Annotated in this window: 14 protein-coding genes; 4 read left to right on the top strand and 10 right to left on the bottom strand. The window is 70.4% G+C overall.

Going from position 1 to position 17757, the window contains the following annotated elements:
* Positions 1–11: 11 nt before the first annotated feature.
* The 3 genes from ABIA71_RS06975 to ABIA71_RS06985 form a co-directional block, all read right to left on the bottom strand.
* The gene (locus ABIA71_RS06975; RefSeq protein ID WP_502961211.1) at positions 12–1013 is read right to left on the bottom strand and encodes a cation diffusion facilitator family transporter; all 1002 of its coding nucleotides are present in this window, start codon (positions 1011–1013) and stop codon (positions 12–14) included.
* A complete protein-coding gene (locus ABIA71_RS06980) occupies positions 982–1392 on the bottom strand; it encodes a response regulator transcription factor (RefSeq protein WP_354284231.1) in 411 nt (136 codons plus the stop codon). The genes ABIA71_RS06975 and ABIA71_RS06980 overlap by 32 nt, the downstream gene beginning before the upstream one ends.
* A 104-nt stretch (positions 1393–1496) precedes the next feature.
* Positions 1497–2240 carry an SOS response-associated peptidase gene (locus ABIA71_RS06985; protein WP_354284233.1) on the bottom strand — a complete coding sequence of 248 codons (744 nt, stop codon included), beginning with the start codon at positions 2238–2240 and terminating at the stop codon, positions 1497–1499.
* A gap of 168 nt (positions 2241–2408) precedes the next feature.
* Between ABIA71_RS06985 and xth the strand changes: the two genes are divergently transcribed.
* Positions 2409–3203, top strand: a complete 795-nt coding sequence (gene xth / locus ABIA71_RS06990; protein ID WP_128096438.1) for an exodeoxyribonuclease III — start codon at positions 2409–2411, stop codon at positions 3201–3203.
* Between the two features lie 20 nt (positions 3204–3223).
* Complete coding sequence (locus ABIA71_RS06995; protein ID WP_354284235.1) at positions 3224–7999, top strand: ATP-dependent helicase; 4776 nt, start codon at positions 3224–3226, stop codon at positions 7997–7999.
* Between the two features lie 12 nt (positions 8000–8011).
* On the opposite strand, the gene ABIA71_RS07000 is transcribed toward ABIA71_RS06995, so the two are convergent.
* Both ABIA71_RS07000 and ABIA71_RS07005 read right to left on the bottom strand, forming a co-directional pair.
* A complete protein-coding gene (locus ABIA71_RS07000) occupies positions 8012–8920 on the bottom strand; it encodes a hypothetical protein (protein ID WP_354284237.1) in 909 nt (302 codons plus the stop codon).
* Between the two features lie 346 nt (positions 8921–9266).
* Complete coding sequence (locus tag ABIA71_RS07005) at positions 9267–10349, bottom strand: alpha/beta hydrolase family protein (RefSeq protein WP_354284239.1); 1083 nt, start codon at positions 10347–10349, stop codon at positions 9267–9269.
* An 84-nt stretch (positions 10350–10433) separates the two neighbouring features.
* Here ABIA71_RS07005 and ABIA71_RS07010 point away from each other — a divergent pair, with 84 nt between their 5' ends.
* Positions 10434–10646, top strand: coding sequence for a hypothetical protein (locus ABIA71_RS07010; protein WP_354284241.1), 213 nt, complete (start codon positions 10434–10436; stop codon positions 10644–10646).
* Between the two features lie 57 nt (positions 10647–10703).
* On the opposite strand, the gene ABIA71_RS07015 is transcribed toward ABIA71_RS07010, so the two are convergent.
* The 3 genes from ABIA71_RS07015 to ABIA71_RS07025 form a co-directional block, all read right to left on the bottom strand.
* Entirely contained in the window at positions 10704–13406 is a 2703-nt protein-coding gene (locus ABIA71_RS07015; RefSeq protein WP_354284243.1) for a UvrD-helicase domain-containing protein, read from the bottom strand.
* 12 nt (positions 13407–13418) lie between these two features.
* Positions 13419–13685, bottom strand: a complete 267-nt coding sequence (locus ABIA71_RS07020; RefSeq protein ID WP_354284245.1) for a CD225/dispanin family protein — start codon at positions 13683–13685, stop codon at positions 13419–13421.
* Between the two features lie 66 nt (positions 13686–13751).
* Positions 13752–14966, bottom strand: a complete 1215-nt coding sequence (locus tag ABIA71_RS07025; RefSeq protein WP_354284247.1) for an MFS transporter — start codon at positions 14964–14966, stop codon at positions 13752–13754.
* A 251-nt stretch (positions 14967–15217) separates the two neighbouring features.
* Between ABIA71_RS07025 and ABIA71_RS07030 the strand changes: the two genes are divergently transcribed.
* Entirely contained in the window at positions 15218–16207 is a 990-nt protein-coding gene (locus ABIA71_RS07030) for a GAF domain-containing protein (RefSeq protein WP_354284249.1), read from the top strand.
* Between the two features lie 54 nt (positions 16208–16261).
* Here ABIA71_RS07030 and ABIA71_RS07035 read toward each other — a convergent pair whose 3' ends face one another.
* Together ABIA71_RS07035 and ABIA71_RS07040 are read right to left on the bottom strand one after the other, a co-directional pair.
* Positions 16262–17101: a hypothetical protein gene (locus ABIA71_RS07035; protein ID WP_354284251.1), complete on the bottom strand. Its 840-nt coding sequence runs from the start codon at positions 17099–17101 to the stop codon at positions 16262–16264.
* 280 nt (positions 17102–17381) lie between these two features.
* Complete coding sequence (locus tag ABIA71_RS07040; RefSeq protein ID WP_354284253.1) at positions 17382–17621, bottom strand: DUF1653 domain-containing protein; 240 nt, start codon at positions 17619–17621, stop codon at positions 17382–17384.
* Between the last annotated feature and the right edge of the window lie 136 nt (positions 17622–17757).

A 17757-nucleotide genomic window follows, 5' to 3' on the forward strand; every position in this document is an offset into this window, starting at 1 on the left:
GACGGGCCGGTTCAGGGCGACGGACGGGGCTCGCCGAGCGCCGCCCGTCGCGCGCGGAACACCTCCGGCGTCTGCGGCTTCACGAACAACGCCACCAGTTCGGGGTACTCCGCTTTCACTGCCTTCTCGATGCGGGTGATGCACGCCTCGATCTGCGGGGTGGTGCGGTCGTCCTCGAACTCGGCGCTCAGCATGGCCACCACCTGGTCAGGCCCCATCTGCATGGTGGTCACGCCGTTGGCGTTGCGCAGGTCCGGGTCGGTGTTGGCCACCGCCAGGATGCGGTTGGCCACGCTGGGATGGGCCGGCTCGCCCACCAGCAGCCCCTTGGTTTCGCGGGCGAGCAGGAAGGCGGTCACGGCCAGCACCGCGGCAATGCACAGCGAGGCCACGCCATCGAGCACCGGCATGTCCAGCAGCTGCGCGGCCAGCAGGCCGACCAGCGCAAAGCCCAGGCCCAGCAGCGCGGCGCTGTCTTCCAGCAGCACGGTGAAGGTGGTGGGGTCCTTGCTGCGGCGGAACGCCTCGAAGTAGCCCATCGTGCCCTTGGTGGCACGGAACTCGCGCAGCGCGATCCACCACGACGCGCCTTCAAACGCGATGGAGATGCCCAGCACCGAATAGCTGATCAGGTGGTTGGTGGCGGGCTCGGGGTGGCGGATGTGCTGGATGCCTTCATACGCCGATACGCCGGCACCGGCGGCGAACACCAGCAGGGCCACGATGAAGCTCCAGAAATACAGTTCACGCCCGTACCCGAACGGATGCACGGTGTCGGGCTTCTTCTCCGAGCGGCGCAGGCCATACAGCAACAGCACCTCGTTGATGGTGTCCACCAGCGAATGCACGCCTTCGCTGAGCATCGCCGAACTGCCCGACAGGCCGGCGGCCACGAACTTGGCGATGGCGATGCACAGGTTGCCTACCAGCGCGGCGTAGATGACCAGGCGGGAACCGGACGGCGCGGCCATGGCGGGAGGCTCAGTCGGCCGCGCGGTTGGAGGGTGGGCCATTACGGCCGCGTTCGACGGCGTCTTGGACGCGTGCCACCAGCTCGTCGATGTTGAATGGCTTGCCGACAAAGGGAACGCCCTGATGCTGTTTGGGCACCATCTGCACATACACCGCCGAGGCGAACAGGAAAGGGGTGCCGGTGCGGGCAAGGCGATCGGCCACGGGGAACACCGGCCCGTCGCCGAGTTCGATGTCCAGCACGGCGGCATCGAAACGCTGGTACACCAAGGTGCCGAGTGCGTCGGTGACCGAGTACGCCGGTACCACGTCATAACCGGCCTGGCTGAGCACTTCGACGAACAACCGGGAAACGTCGATCTCGTCTTCCACAACCAGGACGACGCCACGCGAGGGGGGAATGCGAATACTACCGTTCATGGGGTTTTTACTGAGGGGGAACTTGATCCTGTGCCTGCCGATGTCAACGCAGCGCCAAGTTGTGTTACGCCGCCGTTGACAAAGACCTGCGGGCAACGCGGGTGCTAGTCGGCGCCGTCTTCGTCGTCCAGGCCGTCGCCATCCCACGCGGCGGCGCTGTTGTCGGCGCCTTCCGCAGCCGGGTCCACCGGTTCCAGCAGGGTGTAATCGTCGCGCGTCGGATCACGGAACGCGCGGCTCACTGGATAGGCCTCCAGGGCCGGCGTGGCCGCCTGTGCCTGCAATGCGGCGGGCGTAGGCAAGGCACCGGACAGCCACGCCATCGCCACCGGCGCATCGATGAACACCGGGCCGTCGGGCGTGAGCGGGGCCGGGATGCCGGGGTTCGGCGCGGTCAGCACGGTGAAGCTATCGATCTCCTGCCCATCCTCACCGGCCCAGTGTTCCCACAGCCCGGCCGCCAGCAGCGCCAGGCCGTCGGTGCGTTGCACGAACAATGGCCACGGTGGGCGGCGCTGCCGATCCCATTTGTAATAGCCGGTCATGGCCACCACGCAGGGCCGCTGCTGCCAGGCCTGGGCGAAGATGCGGCTCTTGGCGGCGCGCTCCAGCCGCGCGGTCACGGTGGTGTAGGGCGTGGACGGCTGTTTGGACCAGCGCGGAATAAGGCCCCAGCGCATCTCCGCCGCCACCACGCTGCCATCACCGTCGCGGGCCAGCACCGTGGCGCTGCCGTTCTTGCCGATGTTGTAGTGGTCCGGGGCGGCGGCAAGTGCATCGGCCAGCGAGGCCGGCAGTCCGTCGGGCAGTGAGGAAGGGGCGGCGATGGCTTGGGCGAAGCGGCGCATCCCCGCAGGGTACGGAGGCGGCTGTGAGCCGCCGGTCAGGGTGACGCGCCGATGACATGCAGGGGCGTCTAATCGACCCATGGTCAACGGTTCCCTGCCTCTGTTACCCGACGCACGCGCAGTGGCGCGGCAGTGCCGCACCTTCACTGCATTGGCGAGGATCGCCTGATGGCGCGGCGCAAGACCCTGACCCTGGCCACCTACAACGTCAATGGCATCGGCACACGGTTGCCGCACCTGCTGGCGTGGCTGGAGGCCGAGAAGCCCGATGTGGTGGCGCTGCAGGAACTGAAGGCGACCGACGCTGCGTTTCCGGTCGCCGAGCTGGAACAGGCGGGCTATGGCGCGTTGTGGCAGGGCGAGGCGCGCTGGAACGGCGTGGCACTACTGGGCCGCGGCGTGACGCCGATTGAAAGTCGCCGGCGGTTGCCGGGCGAACCGGCCGACACCCAGAGCCGCTACCTGGAAGCGGCCATCCACGGCATCGTGGTGGCGGGTCTCTACCTGCCCAACGGCAATCCGCAACCGGGCCCGAAGTTCGACTACAAGCTGCGCTGGATGGAGCGCCTGATCAAACACGCCCGCAGCCTGGTGGCGCTGCCGCACCCGGTGGTGATCATGGGCGACTTCAACGTCATTCCCACCGACGCCGATGTGTACGACCCCAAGGCCTGGCGAAAAGATGCACTGCTGCAACCTGCGGTGCGCGATGCCTACGCGCGGCTGTTGGCGCAGGGATGGACCGACGCACTGCGTGCACGCCATCCCGACGAGACGATTTACACGTTCTGGGACTACTTCCGCCAGCACGCCGAGCGCGACCGTGGCCTGCGCATCGACCACCTGCTGCTCAACCCCGCACTGGCCGCCGGCCTGAAGGATGCGGGCGTGCACCGCTGGGTGCGTCTGCAGGACAAGGCCAGCGACCATGCGCCCACATGGGTGGTGGTGAACGCGCCTTGAGGCGATCATCTGTTCCGCCCATGCCCACTTCCACGCCCGACGCGACGCCATCACTGGCTGCCTTCGAACCGGCCACCCGCGCCTGGTTCACGTCCACGTTCGACGCCGCCACGCCGGTGCAGGCCGCCGCATGGGCCGCCATCGGGGCCGGTGACCACACGCTGGTGATCGCGCCGACCGGTTCGGGCAAGACCCTGGCCGCGTTCCTGCATGCCATCGACCGCCTGTTCCGGCTGCGCGCGCTGCAGCCGCGCGTGCCCGGCGACGGCACCGGCGTGCTCTACATCTCGCCGATCAAGGCGCTGGGCGCGGACGTACACCGCAACCTGCAGCTACCGCTGGAAGGCGTGAACGCACAGCGCGAGCAGCGGGGCGACCCGGCGCTGGCGCTGTCGGTGGCGATCCGCAGCGGCGATACCACCAGCGCCGAACGCGCGCGGCTGCTGCGGCGGCCACCGGACATCCTGATCACCACGCCCGAATCGCTGTTCCTGATGCTCACCTCCAAGGCGCGCGACAGCCTGCGCGACGTGCATACGGTGATCATCGACGAGATCCATGCGGTGGCCGGCAGCAAACGCGGCACCCACCTGGCGCTGAGCCTGGAGCGCCTGGACGCAGTGGCGCAGCAACCCGTGCAGCGCATCGGCCTGTCGGCCACGGTACGTCCGGTGGAAGAGGTGGCCGGCTTCCTGGGCGGCGACCGGCCGGTCACGGTGGTCAACCCGCCGTCGGACCGGCAGTTGGACGTGCGCATCGTGGTGCCGGTGGAGGACATGGCCGATGTTCCCTCGCCGGCGGGCGAGGGCGGCAATACGCTGGCTGGCCGGGTCGGTTCGATCTGGCCGCATGTGGAAGCCAGCATCCTGGACCAGGTGCTGTCGCGACGCGCCACCATCGTCTTCGCCAACTCACGCGGCGTGGCCGAAAAACTCACCGCGCGGCTCAACGAGCTGTATGCCGACCGCGTCGCACGCGAGCCGGGCCTGCACGTACCTCCTCAAGACGCACAGGACGCGCTGCCTGCCGATGGCCATTACGGTTCGTTCAACGGCGGCACTGCCGGGCGTGCGGCCGGGGCGGCGGCGCTGATCGCGCGTTCGCACCACGGCTCGGTGTCCAAGGAGCAGCGCCGCGAGATCGAACAGGCACTGAAATCCGGCGAACTGCGCTGCGTGGTGGCCACCTCCAGCCTGGAGCTGGGCATCGACATGGGGCGGGTCGACCTGGTGATCCAGGTGGCAGCGCCGCCGTCGGTGGCCAGCGCGCTGCAACGGGTGGGGCGGGCCAGCCACCAGGTCGGCGGCACCTCCACCGGGCTGGTGTACCCGCGCACGCGGCGTGACCTCATCGACGCCACCGTGGCCATCGAGCGCATGCTGGCCGGACGCATCGAAGCGGTGGATCCGCCGCAGAACCCGTTGGATGTACTGGCCCAGCAGACGGTGGCGGCGGCCGCCATGGACACCCTGCAGGTGGATGCGTGGTTCGCCCGCGTGCGCCGCGCCGCGCCGTATCGCACGCTGCCACGCAGTGCCTTCGATGCCACCTTGGACATGCTGGCCGGTCGCTACCCCTCCGATGATTTCGCCGGCTTCCGCCCGCGCGTGGTCTGGAACCGGCAGGCCGGCACGCTGGAGGCGCGGCCGGGTGCGAAACAGCTGGCGGTGACCAGCGGCGGCACCATCCCCGACCGCGGCATGTTCGGCGTGGTGCTGCCCGAAGGCGAGGAGCGCGCAGGGTCACGGCGCGTGGGCGAGCTCGACGAGGAAATGGTGCACGAATCGCGCGTCAACGACGTGATCACGCTGGGTGCGTCGTCGTGGCGCATCGAACAGATCACCCACGACCAGGTGGTGGTGACGCCGGCCCCCGGGCGCTCGGCACGGCTGCCGTTCTGGCGCGGCGAAGGCGTGGGGCGGCCGGCGGAACTGGGCGAGGCGGTCGGGGCGTTCATCGCCGCGCTGGAGCCCACCGCCGACGAAGGTGACCGGCCCGCCGCGGTGACCGAACGCCTGCAGGCCTGCGGGCTGGCCAGCAATGCCATCGCCAACATCTTCGGGTTGCTGGATGAGCAGCGCCAGGCCACCGGCGTGCTGCCCACCGACCGCCGGCTGGTGGTGGAGCGTTGCCGCGACGAAAACGGCGATTGGCGGCTGATGCTGCATTCGCCGTACGGGCGGCGCGTGCACGACCCGTGGGCGCTGGCGATGGCCGCGCGCATCCGCGAACGCTGGGGCGTCGACCCGGCGGTCGTGGCCAGCGACGACGGCATCATCGCGCGGATTCCCGATACCGCCGGCCGCCTGCCCGGCGCGGACCTGTTCCTGTTCGAGCCGGAACAGGTGCGGCGCGAGGTGGCCCGCGCGGTGGGGACATCGGCGCTGTTCGCGGCCCGTTTCCGCGAATGCGCGGCGCGTGCACTGCTGCTGCCACGCCGCAGCCCGGGGCGGCGTTCGCCGCTGTGGCAGCAACGCCTGCGGGCGGCCGAACTGCTGGCCATCGCACAGCGTTACCCCGACTTCCCGATCCTGATCGAAGCTGCGCGCGAGTGCCTGCAGGACGTGTACGACCTGCAGGCGCTGGACGCGTTGATGCAGCGCCTGGCCGAGGGCAGCGTAAACATCGCCGAGGTCACCACCGAGGTGCCGTCACCGTTCGCGGCGAACCTGTTGTTCGGCTATGTCGCCGAGTTCATGTATGGCACCGACGTGCCGCTGGCCGAGCGCCGCGCATCGGTACTGTCGCTGGATGACGGCCTGCTGGCCGACCTGCTCGGTCAGGTGGACATGGGCGAGCTGCTGGACGCGGCCGTGGTCGACCAGGTCGGCGCGGAGCTGCAGCGCCTTGCACCGGCGCGGCGCGCGAAGGGCAGGGAAGGCGTGGCCGATCTGTTGCGCGAGCTGGGGCCGCTGGCGCTGCCGGAGGTGGCGCGGCGGCTGGTGGACGACGACGCGGCCCTCGACCACCTGCGCGCCCTCGAACGCGACCACCGCGCCCTGCGCATCACGTTGGCCGGTAGCGAACACTGGGCCGCGGTGGACGATGCCACGCGGCTGCGCGATGCGCTGGGCGTCGCCTTGCCGGCGCTGCCACCGCATGCCGTGTTGCCGCCGTCCACCGATCCGCTGGGGGACCTGCTGGCCCGTTACGCGCGCACTCACCGGCCCTTTACCACCGCACAGGTGGCGACCGCATTTGGCGTGGGCGTGGTGGTGGCCGATGCCGCGCTGGACCAGCTGCAGGCGCAGGGCAAGGTACTGCGCGGCAGCTTCGGCGTGGTCCGCCAGGAACAGGATGCAGCCGATGGCGTGCCCGCACCGCTGGCGCTGGCCCACCACGAATGGGTGGCTGACGACGTGCTGCGCCGGCTGCGCATGCGCTCGCTGCAGGCGGCGCGCGCGGCCACCCGGCCGGTCGGACAGGATGCCTACGCGCTGTTGCTGCTGGAGCGGCAGGGGCTGGTGCCCGACGCGGCGCCGACGGCGCGCCTGGCCAACGCATCGGCAGCCGCGCTGCACGGTATCGAGGGGGTGGCGCGGGTAGTGGAACTGCTGGCCGGCGTGACTGCCCCCGCATCGGTGTGGGAGAGCCAGATCCTGCCGGCCCGCGTGGGCGACTACGCACCGGGCATGCTCGATGAGCTGCTCGCCACCGGCAGCGTGCTGTGGGCCGGTCATGCGCGCATCGGCGACGACGATGGGCTGGTGTCACTGCACCTGCAGGAGGTCGCGTTCGAGACCCTGCCGGTGCCCACTGCAGTGCCCGATCTCTCGCCGTTGCAGCAGGCCATCGTGGCGGTACTGGGCGATGGCGGCGCGTACTTTGCACGCCCCCTGGCGGTGGCCGTGCAGGGCCGCCTGACCGCAACCGCATCGGAACACCACGCCGCGCATGCGGTCACATCAGAGACGTTGCACGCGGCGTTGTGGGATCTTGTCTGGGCCGGCCATGTCACCACCGACATCTGGTCACCGTTGCGCGCGCTGGCCGGCACGCGCGCGCCGCGCCCGCGGGTGGTGCGGCACGCCCGACGGCAGCGCGATCCGCGCTGGATCGACATGGCCGGGCCGCAGGACCCCGCGGCTACGTCGCCGGCGGCGGCCGCGAGCTTCGCCGCACCCGCCCTGACGGGGCGCTGGTCGTTGCTGCCGCGCGAAACCGCCAGCGACACCGTGCGCGCGGTGGCACTGGCCGATGGCCTGCTGGACCGGCATGCCATCGTCACCCGTGGCGCGGCGGTGGCCGAGGGCATCGTGGGAGGATTCCCGGCGCTGCAGCAGGTGTATCGCAGCATGGAAGATGCCGGCCGCGTCCTGCGCGGCCGCTTCGTGACCGGGCTGGGCGGGGCGCAGTTCGCCGAACGCGCCACGGTCGATCGCCTGCGCGCCATCGCCGACACCCTGCACGCGGCACCGTCGCCGGTGGTCGTGGGGCTGTCAGCGCTGGACCCGGCAAACCCCTTCGGCAGCGTGCTGCCGTGGCCCGCGCATGCCGCCACCCTGCGCCCGGTGCGGCGCGCCGGCGCGCTGGTGGTGATCGGCGCCGGGCGCCCGCTGATGTACCTGGCACAGGGCGGGCGACAGTTGCTCACGTGGTTCGATGCGGCGCACGCCAGCGCCGATCTCACCCAGGCCGCCTGCCAGGCGCTGGTGGCCGCGCTGCGGCGTGGGCGGCGGGGGCGCTTCACCCTGGAACTGTTCAACGATGCAGCGGTCGGTCGCGACGCAGTGACCGACGCGCTGCGCGCCGCCGGATTCCGCAGTGCGCCCCGGGGGCTGGACTGGGAAGGGTGAGCGCAATGCGGTCTAGCTGACCGCCACCAGTTGCTGCTTCGATACCGGCCGCAGCGCGAGTTTGTAGGTGATGCTGGTAATGGTGCGGCGCGGATCGGTGGGGTGCGGGCGGGTAGCGGTGCTGGTCCTGCCCAGCCGCCACAGCCCCAGCATGACTACCTGCGTGCCCACCGGGAACGACTGCAGCCACGCCGCATCATCGTGGCCCACGCTGACCTCGACGAACACGCGTTCGTCCATGACGCCGGTGTGCTGGTACTTCGGTGCGCAGTTCAGGAACGTCGTGCTGAATTCCGCACCGGGTTGCGCTGGCCGGTGCGAACGCACGGTGCCCGACAGCGCCAGCGGAATCTCATTGCTGGCCGCGTCCACCCGTTCCCAGGCCGCATCGTAGTGATCCAGTGCGTAGAAGAACGCATCCCACGCTACCCGCTTCTTGCCCAGCCGCAGCACCACGCGGGCGTCCAGCAGCGCGTCGTCGTCGCACATCGCGCGCAGCACCAGCAGCGCGTTGACGGTGCGCAGGTGGGCCTCCAGCGCCGGCCCGCCGCCCCGCTTCAGATCCTGGTGCAGCGGCAGCAGGCGCAGTTCAACGCGACCGTCCTCCAGCCGATGCAGCAGCGCCGGGTCGAGGGCGCTGGCGAGCAGCGCATCCAGGCGGCCGGGCACGTTGTAGCGGCAGGTCGGCGCATGCTCGGCGTCCTTGTCCAGCTGGATGCCGGCGGGAATCGTGACGGGCAGTCGATCAGCACCGGTGCGGGTGTGCTCGGGCACGAAGCGGACCTGCGCGGTGCAGCCTTCGCCGTCGCAGAACAGCGCAGGCAGCGTCTGCGCGGCGTCCACCCGCTGCTGCAGGCCGGCGATGCCATGCGCGGTGCCATGCGACCCGACGGCGGTGTACATCGTGATTGCGCGACTCATCTGGAACCAACTGCACCAACCGGGGCCCTACATGGTAGCGGTATTGGCCGCCCAGGCCGCGCGCATCGCCCATCCACCGCCGGTGCCGTCCGTTGTCGGGGCGTGTGATCCTCCGGCGGTGCCGGCCGCTGGCCGGACTTGCGATCATCGGTGGCGTCGGCCGGTGGCCGGGCGTGTGATCCTCCGGCGGTGCCGGCCGCTGCCCGGACTTGCGATCCTCCGGAGGTGCCGGCCATTGTCCGGGGGTGTGATCCTCCGGTAGTGGCGGGGGGGCGGGGGGGGCCCCCCCCCCCGGCCCCCCCCCCCCCCCGCCCCCGCCACTACCGCCGGGCCGCAACGCGGTCCGTCAGCGCGGCACGGCCTGCAGCGCACGCACCACATCGGACTCCGCGAAGCCGCAATGCCCCTCCCCGGCGCGCGGCAACACGGTGGGTGGGGGCGTGGCGCCGGCACGGGCGGCCAGCGCGGTGTACACCCCTTCAAAGCGCGGGCTGATGGTGGGGTCATCGCGGTTGTACTGGATCACCAGCGGGCGCTGCAGCGCGCCACGCAACCCCAGCTGGCGGCGCAGGCTTGCCTGTGCGGCGGGGTCGGCATCCACCCGGCGGACGCTGGCGTTGAACGCGGCGTCGTCGCCGAACCCTGCATATGCGGCGTCGCGGTTGCCCACCGGAACGCCGCCGCTGCGCCGGACCAGGTCGTGCCAGATCAGCGCGTGCAGGCTGATGGTGCCAGCCAACTGCTCGGCCGGCACCTGCAGGCGCGTGGCCAACGTGGCGGCCAGCGCCGGCCGCGACTGCACCGCGGCATCGATCGCCGGGTACAGCGCCTGCTGCGCCAGCGTGCCTGCGGGGGTCGAGACCAGCCCGTCCGCCGGCAGCCCCGGGGCCGACGGGAACAGCGTGTCGAACGCGACCAGCGTGGTCAGCATTTCGCGGGCCAGCACCTCCCCGGGCAGGTTGGCCCCGCACAGCGACACACCGCCGGCATAGTGCTGCGGGTAGCGTTCCAGCGTGGCAATGGCCACCGCGCCGCCCATCGAAAAGCCCAGTACCCAACTGCGCCGCGTGCGCGGGTGCGCAGCCAGGAACTGCTGGCGCAGGCGTTCGGTGTCGGCAATGGCGTCGCTTACCGCCCAGCCCTGGCTGGCGTAACCGCTCTGCGCCACCGCGTAGCCGGCCTTCAACAGGGCGGCGGTGGCATCGTTGGCCGGCCACACCGCCTCGCGCGGGGTGCCTGCCGGCTCGAAGCCATGCGCGAGCATCACCAGTTCCCCGTTCCAGCGCGTCGGCAGGTCGATGCGCCAGGGCGCCCCCTGCAGCTGCCCCGTCTGCGGGGGCGGTGGTGCGTCGCCCGTACGGGCCTGCACCTGGCCGGACAGCGCGGTGGCCAAGGCAATCGAAAGAGCCAGCAAGCGGGATCTGCGCATCGCGGTCGTCCTGGTGGGCAAGGCAGTCTGGACGGAGCATAACCGCACGGCAGGAAGCGAGACCACGGTGACAGGGAGGTCACCGTGCGCGCAGACCGGGCGACCACCCCTACTGCGGGCGAAGCGGCACCGCAATCGGCGGCGTTCCGTTCCACCGACCTGTCCGCTGCCTCCCTTGCCGAGCGCACCCGCATGAACGCGGCGCAGTCGAACATCCAGGGGCAGCCGAACGCCAGCATCGAGCGCAAGTACGCACCGGCGCGTGCGGCAGGCGACACCGCACCCCGGAGCCCGTGATGGAGCAGGGTGCCGGGCACGCGGCCTTGCTGCGCCGTGTGTCCGGCCGGCGGTCAATCAGCGCGTGGCGTGCGCCATCGGCTGGCGCGGCTTGTACTGGCAGCGCGGGTAGCCCGAGCACGACTGGAAGCTGCCGTAGGCACCATTGCGCTGCACGATCACCCCGCCATCGCAGGCCGGACAGGGCTGTTCCTGGATGGTTTTGCCGTCGAGCGAGGTCACCTGCACCGCGCCGTCCTGCACCAGTTCGGTGAGGAACGCCGAGCGCCGGCCACGCACGCTGAACAGCGCCACGGTGCGCCGTGCGCGGGTCAGTGCCACGTAGAACAGGCGGCGCTCCTCGCCCAGCGGCCAGCTGTCGGCGTGGGGCATGGCCAGCGTCAGCACCGGGTCGTCGGCGCGGGTGTTGGGGAAGCTGCGCTCCAGCATGGCCGGCAGGATCACCACGTCCGCCTCGGCACCCTTGGCCCGGTGCGCGGTCAAAAAGCGCACCTCCAGCTGCTGGCCGAAGCGCGCCTGCCAATCCGGCGGTACGAACGCGCGGTCGGCGTTGTACCGGCCCAGCACGAACACCGACAGCTTGCCGCTGCGGCCCGGTGCGCGCTCGCCACTGAGCAGCTGGCGTTGCAGCTGCTGCAGATACTGGCCCACGGCATCGCACAGCTGGTCGCGGCGGGCCACCTGGAAGGCCTGCAGCGCCGGCCCCTGCGCGGCGGTCTGCGAGCGCACCTGCTTGCGTATCTGCGCCGGGTTCCTGCTGATGAAGCGGCTGGACACGTCGCACAGCGCCTGCGGGCAGCGGAAGGTCTGCTCAAGCTTCAGCACCTGGCCGTGCCCGAACCAGTCCACGAAACCGGTCATCACCGACACATCGGCGCCGGCGAACCGGTTGATCGACTGCCAGTCGTCGCCCACCGCGAACAGGTGCCGGCCCGGCGCCTGCACCAGCGCGCGGCACAGGCGCGCACGGGCGCGCGACGCGTCCTGGAATTCATCGGCCATCACCAACTGGTAGGGCGATGTGTAGCGGCCCTGCTCAAGCAGCTCGGCGGCCTGGTTGAGCATGTCCTCGAAGTCGATCGCGTGCTCGGCGGCCAGCGCGTCGTCCCAGCCCTGCAGGATCGGCGCGGCCAGCGCCAGGAACAGGCGGTGGCGGTGCTTGAACTGGTCCTCGGGCATCGCACGCAGGCGCTGCGCCATGTCCTCCATGGTCAGCCCGTTGCTCTTTGCGTGGCTGATGAAGGTGCGCACCAGCGCGATCAGTTCGGCGTCGGGCATGGGCCGCGCGCCGCTCTCGGGCAGCACGCGGTCGGGGTTGGGATCCAGCAGCACCCCGTGCCCGGCCAGCGCCTGGCCGAGCAGGTCGAACAGCGCGCCGCTGCGCAGTGCGGCCGAACCGGTGTGAAGCGTGTCGGCGCGGTCGCGCGCGGCGGCTGCCGGCGCGCTGCTGTGGTGTTCGTGCCGCAGTGGGGTGCCGGTGTAGTGGAAGCTCGCGGCGCCGGCCACAGGGCGATCGGTGGCGGGGTCGAAGTGGTCGCCGCGTTCGTAGCGGTAGTCCACCCCGTTGTAGAACAGCCAGTCGGCCACCAGACAGGCCTCGATGTCCTGCACGCGCTCGCCGTTGAGGGTGTGCACGTAGCCGCGTCCATCGGCCTCCCAGCCATCGGCAACGGGCGCGCTGCCCTGCGTGACCAGATCGCGCCCGAACACCAGCCGGAACAGGTCCCACTGGGTCCGGAAGGCATGCGAGCGGTCCTTGAGCTGGTCCACCAGCTCGGCCAGCCGCTCCAGCCCCTGGCCGGCGTCCACCGCCCAGTCGGGCACCGTCGGGAACCGCCCGGTGGCCTGGCCGATGATCTGCCGGCCCAGCGCGTGGAAGGTGCGCGCCTGCACGCCATCGCCGTCCAGTCCCAGCCGTTGGAAGGCCTGGTCGGCCCGCTGCTGCAGCTCGCTGGCGGCGTCCTTGTTGAAGGCCAGCATCACGATCTGCTCGGCGGCCACCAGCCCACGGTCCACCGCATAGGCGGCCTTGGCCACCATCGTGGCGGTCTTGCCCGAGCCGGCGGCGGCCACCACCAGCACGCGGCTGTCGAAGCACAGCACCGCCTGCAGCTGCTCGTCGGTGAGCGGGCGCTGTTCCACGCGGTCCAGCAGCGAGGCCGCCGCCGCGCGTTCGCGCTGCATGTGCGCCGCGTTGCGGGCCTTCCAGGCGGCCGGCCAGTCGCTGCACCAGCGGTTGAGGTCGTCTTCGATCCGCGATGCGTCGCCGGGCAACTGGCTGCGCAGGTCCGGATCATCGAACACTGCCCACAACCCCTCGTCATCCAGCGCCAGCACCGGGCGCCGCTGTAGCAGCGCGTGTTGGTGTTCGGTGGTGAACCAGCGATGCTGGCGGTCGGCCTGCGCCAAGGCGGCATCGGCCTCGTCGAGCCAGTCGCCAATGCACACCAGCGCGTCGCGCATGGCCTGCACCGGGTGCTCGGCGGCATCGGGGTCCAGGCGCTGCGCAAGCGCAGCCTGCAGTGGGCCAAGCTGCGCGTTGGGCAGCCCGTCCACCTGCACCGTGGCATCGTCGGCAAACAGGGTCAGCCCGGTCCAGAACAGACCGCGCTTGAACGCTATCGACGTGGCACGCAGCGGCGCCCGGTGCAGGTGCCCGTCAACCTCCAGCGTGATCTGCGATACGCCCAACTGCAGCCGCCATGCCGGCGAGTGCGTGATCCGCTGGCCCTGCGGCGAGGGCCCCCAATACTGCGTCATTCCGCCAACGCCTCAACCCACTACGCGAAGCAGCAGACCATACCCGATCAGCACCACCAACAGCAGCGGCAGGGTGGCCAGCGAGGCGATCGACCAGCGCAACGCCTTGCGCGATGCAGCGGTGGCCAGCGCCATGTTGCCGGCCAGCCGATGCGACGCCACGCGGTTGGCGTGGAGCGTGGCCACGATGCCAAACGGCAGGAAGCCGCAGACGATGCTGATCACCGCCAGCGCCATGTAGTCCTTGGGCGCGTCGGCGGGTGGGGAAGGCATGCGCATTGCAGCATCCAGGTCCGAAGGGCCCGGGAGTTTACCCGCGCCCCGGGCCATTGCGCAGCCCGGCGCTCAGCCCTCGCAGGCCACCGCGCTGCGCGAGCGCCGGTCCACCAGCACTGCAACGCCCCACAGCAGCAGGCCACCCAGCGCCGTTGCGGCACCGACGTAACCGGTGGTGGCAGGGCTGAAACCGGCGCCGATGGCCATGCCACCGAACCACGGGCCCAGTGCATTGGCGGTGTTGAACGCGGCATGGTTGGACGCGGCCGCCAGCGTCTGCGCTTCGCCGGCCACGTCCATCAGGCGGGTCTGCAGCACCGCGGCCAGGGCGCCCATGGTGCCCACGGCGATGATCATCGGGAAAATGGTCCATACCGACTGCGCCGCCAACGGGTAGGCCAGCAGCACCACGATCGACCACACCAGTACCAGCGCCGCGGCACGGAAGTGGAAGCGGTCCACCAGCCAGCCACCGGCAACGTTGCCGATGATCGCGCCGATGCCGAAGATGCCCACCGCCAGCGGCATCCAGGATTCGGCCAGGCCGGTTACCTGGACCAGCGTCGGCGCCAGGTAGGTGAACACGCAGAACATGCCGGCAAAGCCCACCGAACCGATCGCCAGTGCCAGCCACACCTGGGTGCGGTTGAACGCGCGCAGTTCGCGCATCGGCGAGGTACGCACTTCATCGGGGTCGGGCAGCAGGTAGCGCGCGATCATCACCACGGTGGCGATGGCCAGCACGCTGACCAGCGCGAAGGCGGTGCGCCAGCTGAACTGCTGGCCCAGCCAGGTGGTGAGCGGGTTGCCCACCAGGATCGCCACCGACAGGCCCAGCAACACCTTGGACATCGCCGCGCCACGCTGCGCCGGCGGGCTGATGGCCGCGGCCACCAGCATCGCCACGCCGAAGTAGGCGCCGTGCGGCAGGCCGGCCACGAAGCGGGCCACCAGCATGGTGCTGTAGTTGGGGGCCAGCGCGCTGGCCAGGTTGCCCACCGCATAGAAGCCCATCAGCCCCAGCAGTAGCGTGCGCCGGGCATAGCCGGCGCCGGCGAAGGCCAGCACCGGTGCGCCCACCACTACGCCGATGGCGTAGGCACTGATCAGGTGGCCCACCTGGGTTTCGCTGATCGACAGGCCGCGGCTGATCTCCAGCATCAGGCCCATGCTGGCGAACTCACTGGTGCCGATGGCGAACCCACCCAGCGACAGGGCCAGCAGGATGAAGGTGCGCTCGCGCGGGGACAGGCGCGCCGCCAGGGGGGCAATCGAAAGGCTCATGCGGGTGCGTTGGCAGGTGCGTTGCAACGGGGAGCCAGGCATTGTACTGCTGCGGCGCAGCAATACCCCCGTTCTGATGGGCCGCCGGGTAGGATGCTGTGATGCGCCGCGGGGCAGTGCGCACGCTCGGGACAAAAATGTGAGGCGACGCACGTGCTGTCTCGCTGGATCGTGCGACAATTTATTTCCCTGTACCCCCGATGTGGCGGGTGCGACTGCACGGGGCCCAGGCCGCCCCATCGAGGAACGCAATGCACACAGGCTCTGGCTTCCCCAGCGTGGTCGGCTTTGACCTGCCTGGCCTGCAGGACGGGCCCGCCCCGTCGCGGGTGATCGTCAGTGCGTTGCTCGACACCACGCCGGGCGATGACTGGATGCGGGTCCTGGATCGCATGGCCTGGCCTGCACTGCGGCTGGACCACGGGGTCGAACAGCTGCGCCTGGTCGGGCAGGGCATCCACTTCGTCGGGGATATCCGGGATGGGCGCGGGTTGTCGGCCGCCGTGCGCGAGCTGTTCGACCTGGTAACGTCCAAGGTGCTGTCGGCGCGCATGGCCGCGCTGGAGCATCCAGCGGACGACCTGGCACTGGCCGCCCCGCCGTCGGCGCCCCTGCTGGTCTCGCATGATCCGCGCATCGCCGATGTCGCCGCATTGTTGGCATTGCCCGCACTGCCGGCCCTGCTGGAACTGGCCAGCCGCCTGACCGGGATGCGCTTTGTCGCGGTCGCGCGGGTCACCGCCGAGCGCTGGACGGCGTGCGCCGTGCACGACCTGCTGGGCTTCGGGCTGCAACCGGGGCAGGACCTGGTGCTGGAAACCACCATCTGCGACGAGATCCGCCAGCACCGCCAGACGGTGCAGTTCGACCACGCCAGTGCCGACCCGGTGTTCGCCACCCATCCCACGCCGGCGATGTACGGCTTCGAAAGCTACCTGTCGGTGCCGATGTTCCGGCGCGACGGCAGCCTGTTCGGCACGCTGTGCGCGTTGGACCCCCACCCCTCGCAGCTGGACGCGGTGAGCGTGCAGTGTTTTGAAGTGCTGGCGGCATGGATCGGCGCCCAGCTGGAGCTGGAAGATGCGCAGGGCAGCATCGACGTGCAGGCGCCACAGACGGTGCGTGCCGCGTTGGCGGCGGTCGCCGAACAGGCCGCGCGTATTGCTGCGAGCGCGCCGCCAACGTCAGCGTTGCATGACACCGCCCAGCGCATCGAAGCGTTGAGTCGGCTGGAGCGCTGAGGCCACTGGCGCAGGTGCCGGGGCACTGCGGCGTACGTCGACGGCCCCCGGCGTTCAGTCCTTGAATCGCACCGAGCGGGCGATCGCCTCGACCGCGTCGTACGTCTTGGCGTCGCTGTCGGGTGGAAACATCGCTACCAGGCGCACATAGCGACGTCCCGGCCACAGCGCCAGATAGTGCACGTACCGACCACCGTCAGGCAGGCTGCCGGTCACCCGCTCGCCTTCGATACCGCCAAAGGCCACCGCTTGCCGCGCCAGGGGCGTGCCCTGCTGGATCTCGCGGGTGCCGCCGATCAACACCCGTGACAGTCTGGCCAGATCATCCGAGCCGACGGGCAGGGACAACTGCGAGCCGATGATCACCCGCGGCTGACGTCCGTCAGGGTCCACATCGCGTTCGCCCGCCATCATCAGCATGCCGGCGCCGGCCAGCGTGTCGATCACCCGGAAGGGTGGCTGCGCAGTGGCATGGAAGGGCAGGGCCGCCAGCGCTTCATCCAGGCTGGCGGGGCTGCCCAGCGTCACCGACGACAGCGCTGCCAACGCAGCGGGCTGTGCCAGGGCATGCGCCGCGGGCGCCTGTATGGTCACCAGTACGGTGCGGTGGCCCTGATACAGCGCGACCCATTTGTCGAATACACGTCCATGCGCAGCCTGACGACCGACCGCAACCGGCACCGCGATGCCGTCGGCGACGATGGAGTGCAGGCGATCGACCTCCACCCCTTGGGTGGCAAAGTGCTGGCGTGCACTGGGCAGATCGTTGAACAGCGTAGCAATGACCGGCGCGCTGTCGGCCGGCAGTTCGGCTACCAGGATGCTGGCCTGGCCATCGGCAGTGACGAACCCGGCGAAGTTGGGGGCAGGCAGAAAGCCGACCGGTGGCGCCATGCGGACCAGCGAGCCGGGTACCTGTTGAACCGGTGGCGCGGGGGGCGCCTTGCATCCGACCAGCAACGGGAGCAGGCAGCATGTGGCGGCACGCAGAGCGCGGCGAAGAAACGCAAGCATCGGAAGCCTCATTGCAGAAGTGCCGGCGTCGGCGAGTCCGCCGACGGGCGTTCAAGGCACCGGTGTGATCGCGTCACCGCCGATGGTCGAAGCCGGCCATGCTCGGATCCATTGCGGGCCGCTGCAATACAACTTCTTTCAAATGCGGGTGCCGTTGGGCTCAGCTCTCGACGTCGACCCGGGCAAAGCGCGGGCGGCGCACGCCGTCCACCTCCACCTGCGCGCAGAACATCGCGAACGGGCGCACCCACAGCCCCACGTCTGAATCGCGCGGGCGGTACAGCACCAGCGGCTCCAGGGTTTCGCTGTGGCGCACCACGCCCAGCACGTCGTAGTTGCCGCCCTTGAAATGGCGATAGTGGCCAAGTGGCAGGCTGGGCAGGGGTTCAAGGTCGGACATGGTGGCGTGGGCAGGTAAACCGAGGGCCGCGAAGTATCGCACTGGCGCGGTGTGGCGAGGCGGGTGCGCTGCCTGCCCTGTGCTGCTGCCCGATCACGGCCCAACGCGTAGAATGGCCGCATTGCCGTTGTCGGCC

The organism is Stenotrophomonas sp. 2619 (assembly GCF_040548725.1).
Classification (GTDB): domain Bacteria; phylum Pseudomonadota; class Gammaproteobacteria; order Xanthomonadales; family Xanthomonadaceae; genus Stenotrophomonas; species Stenotrophomonas maltophilia_AP.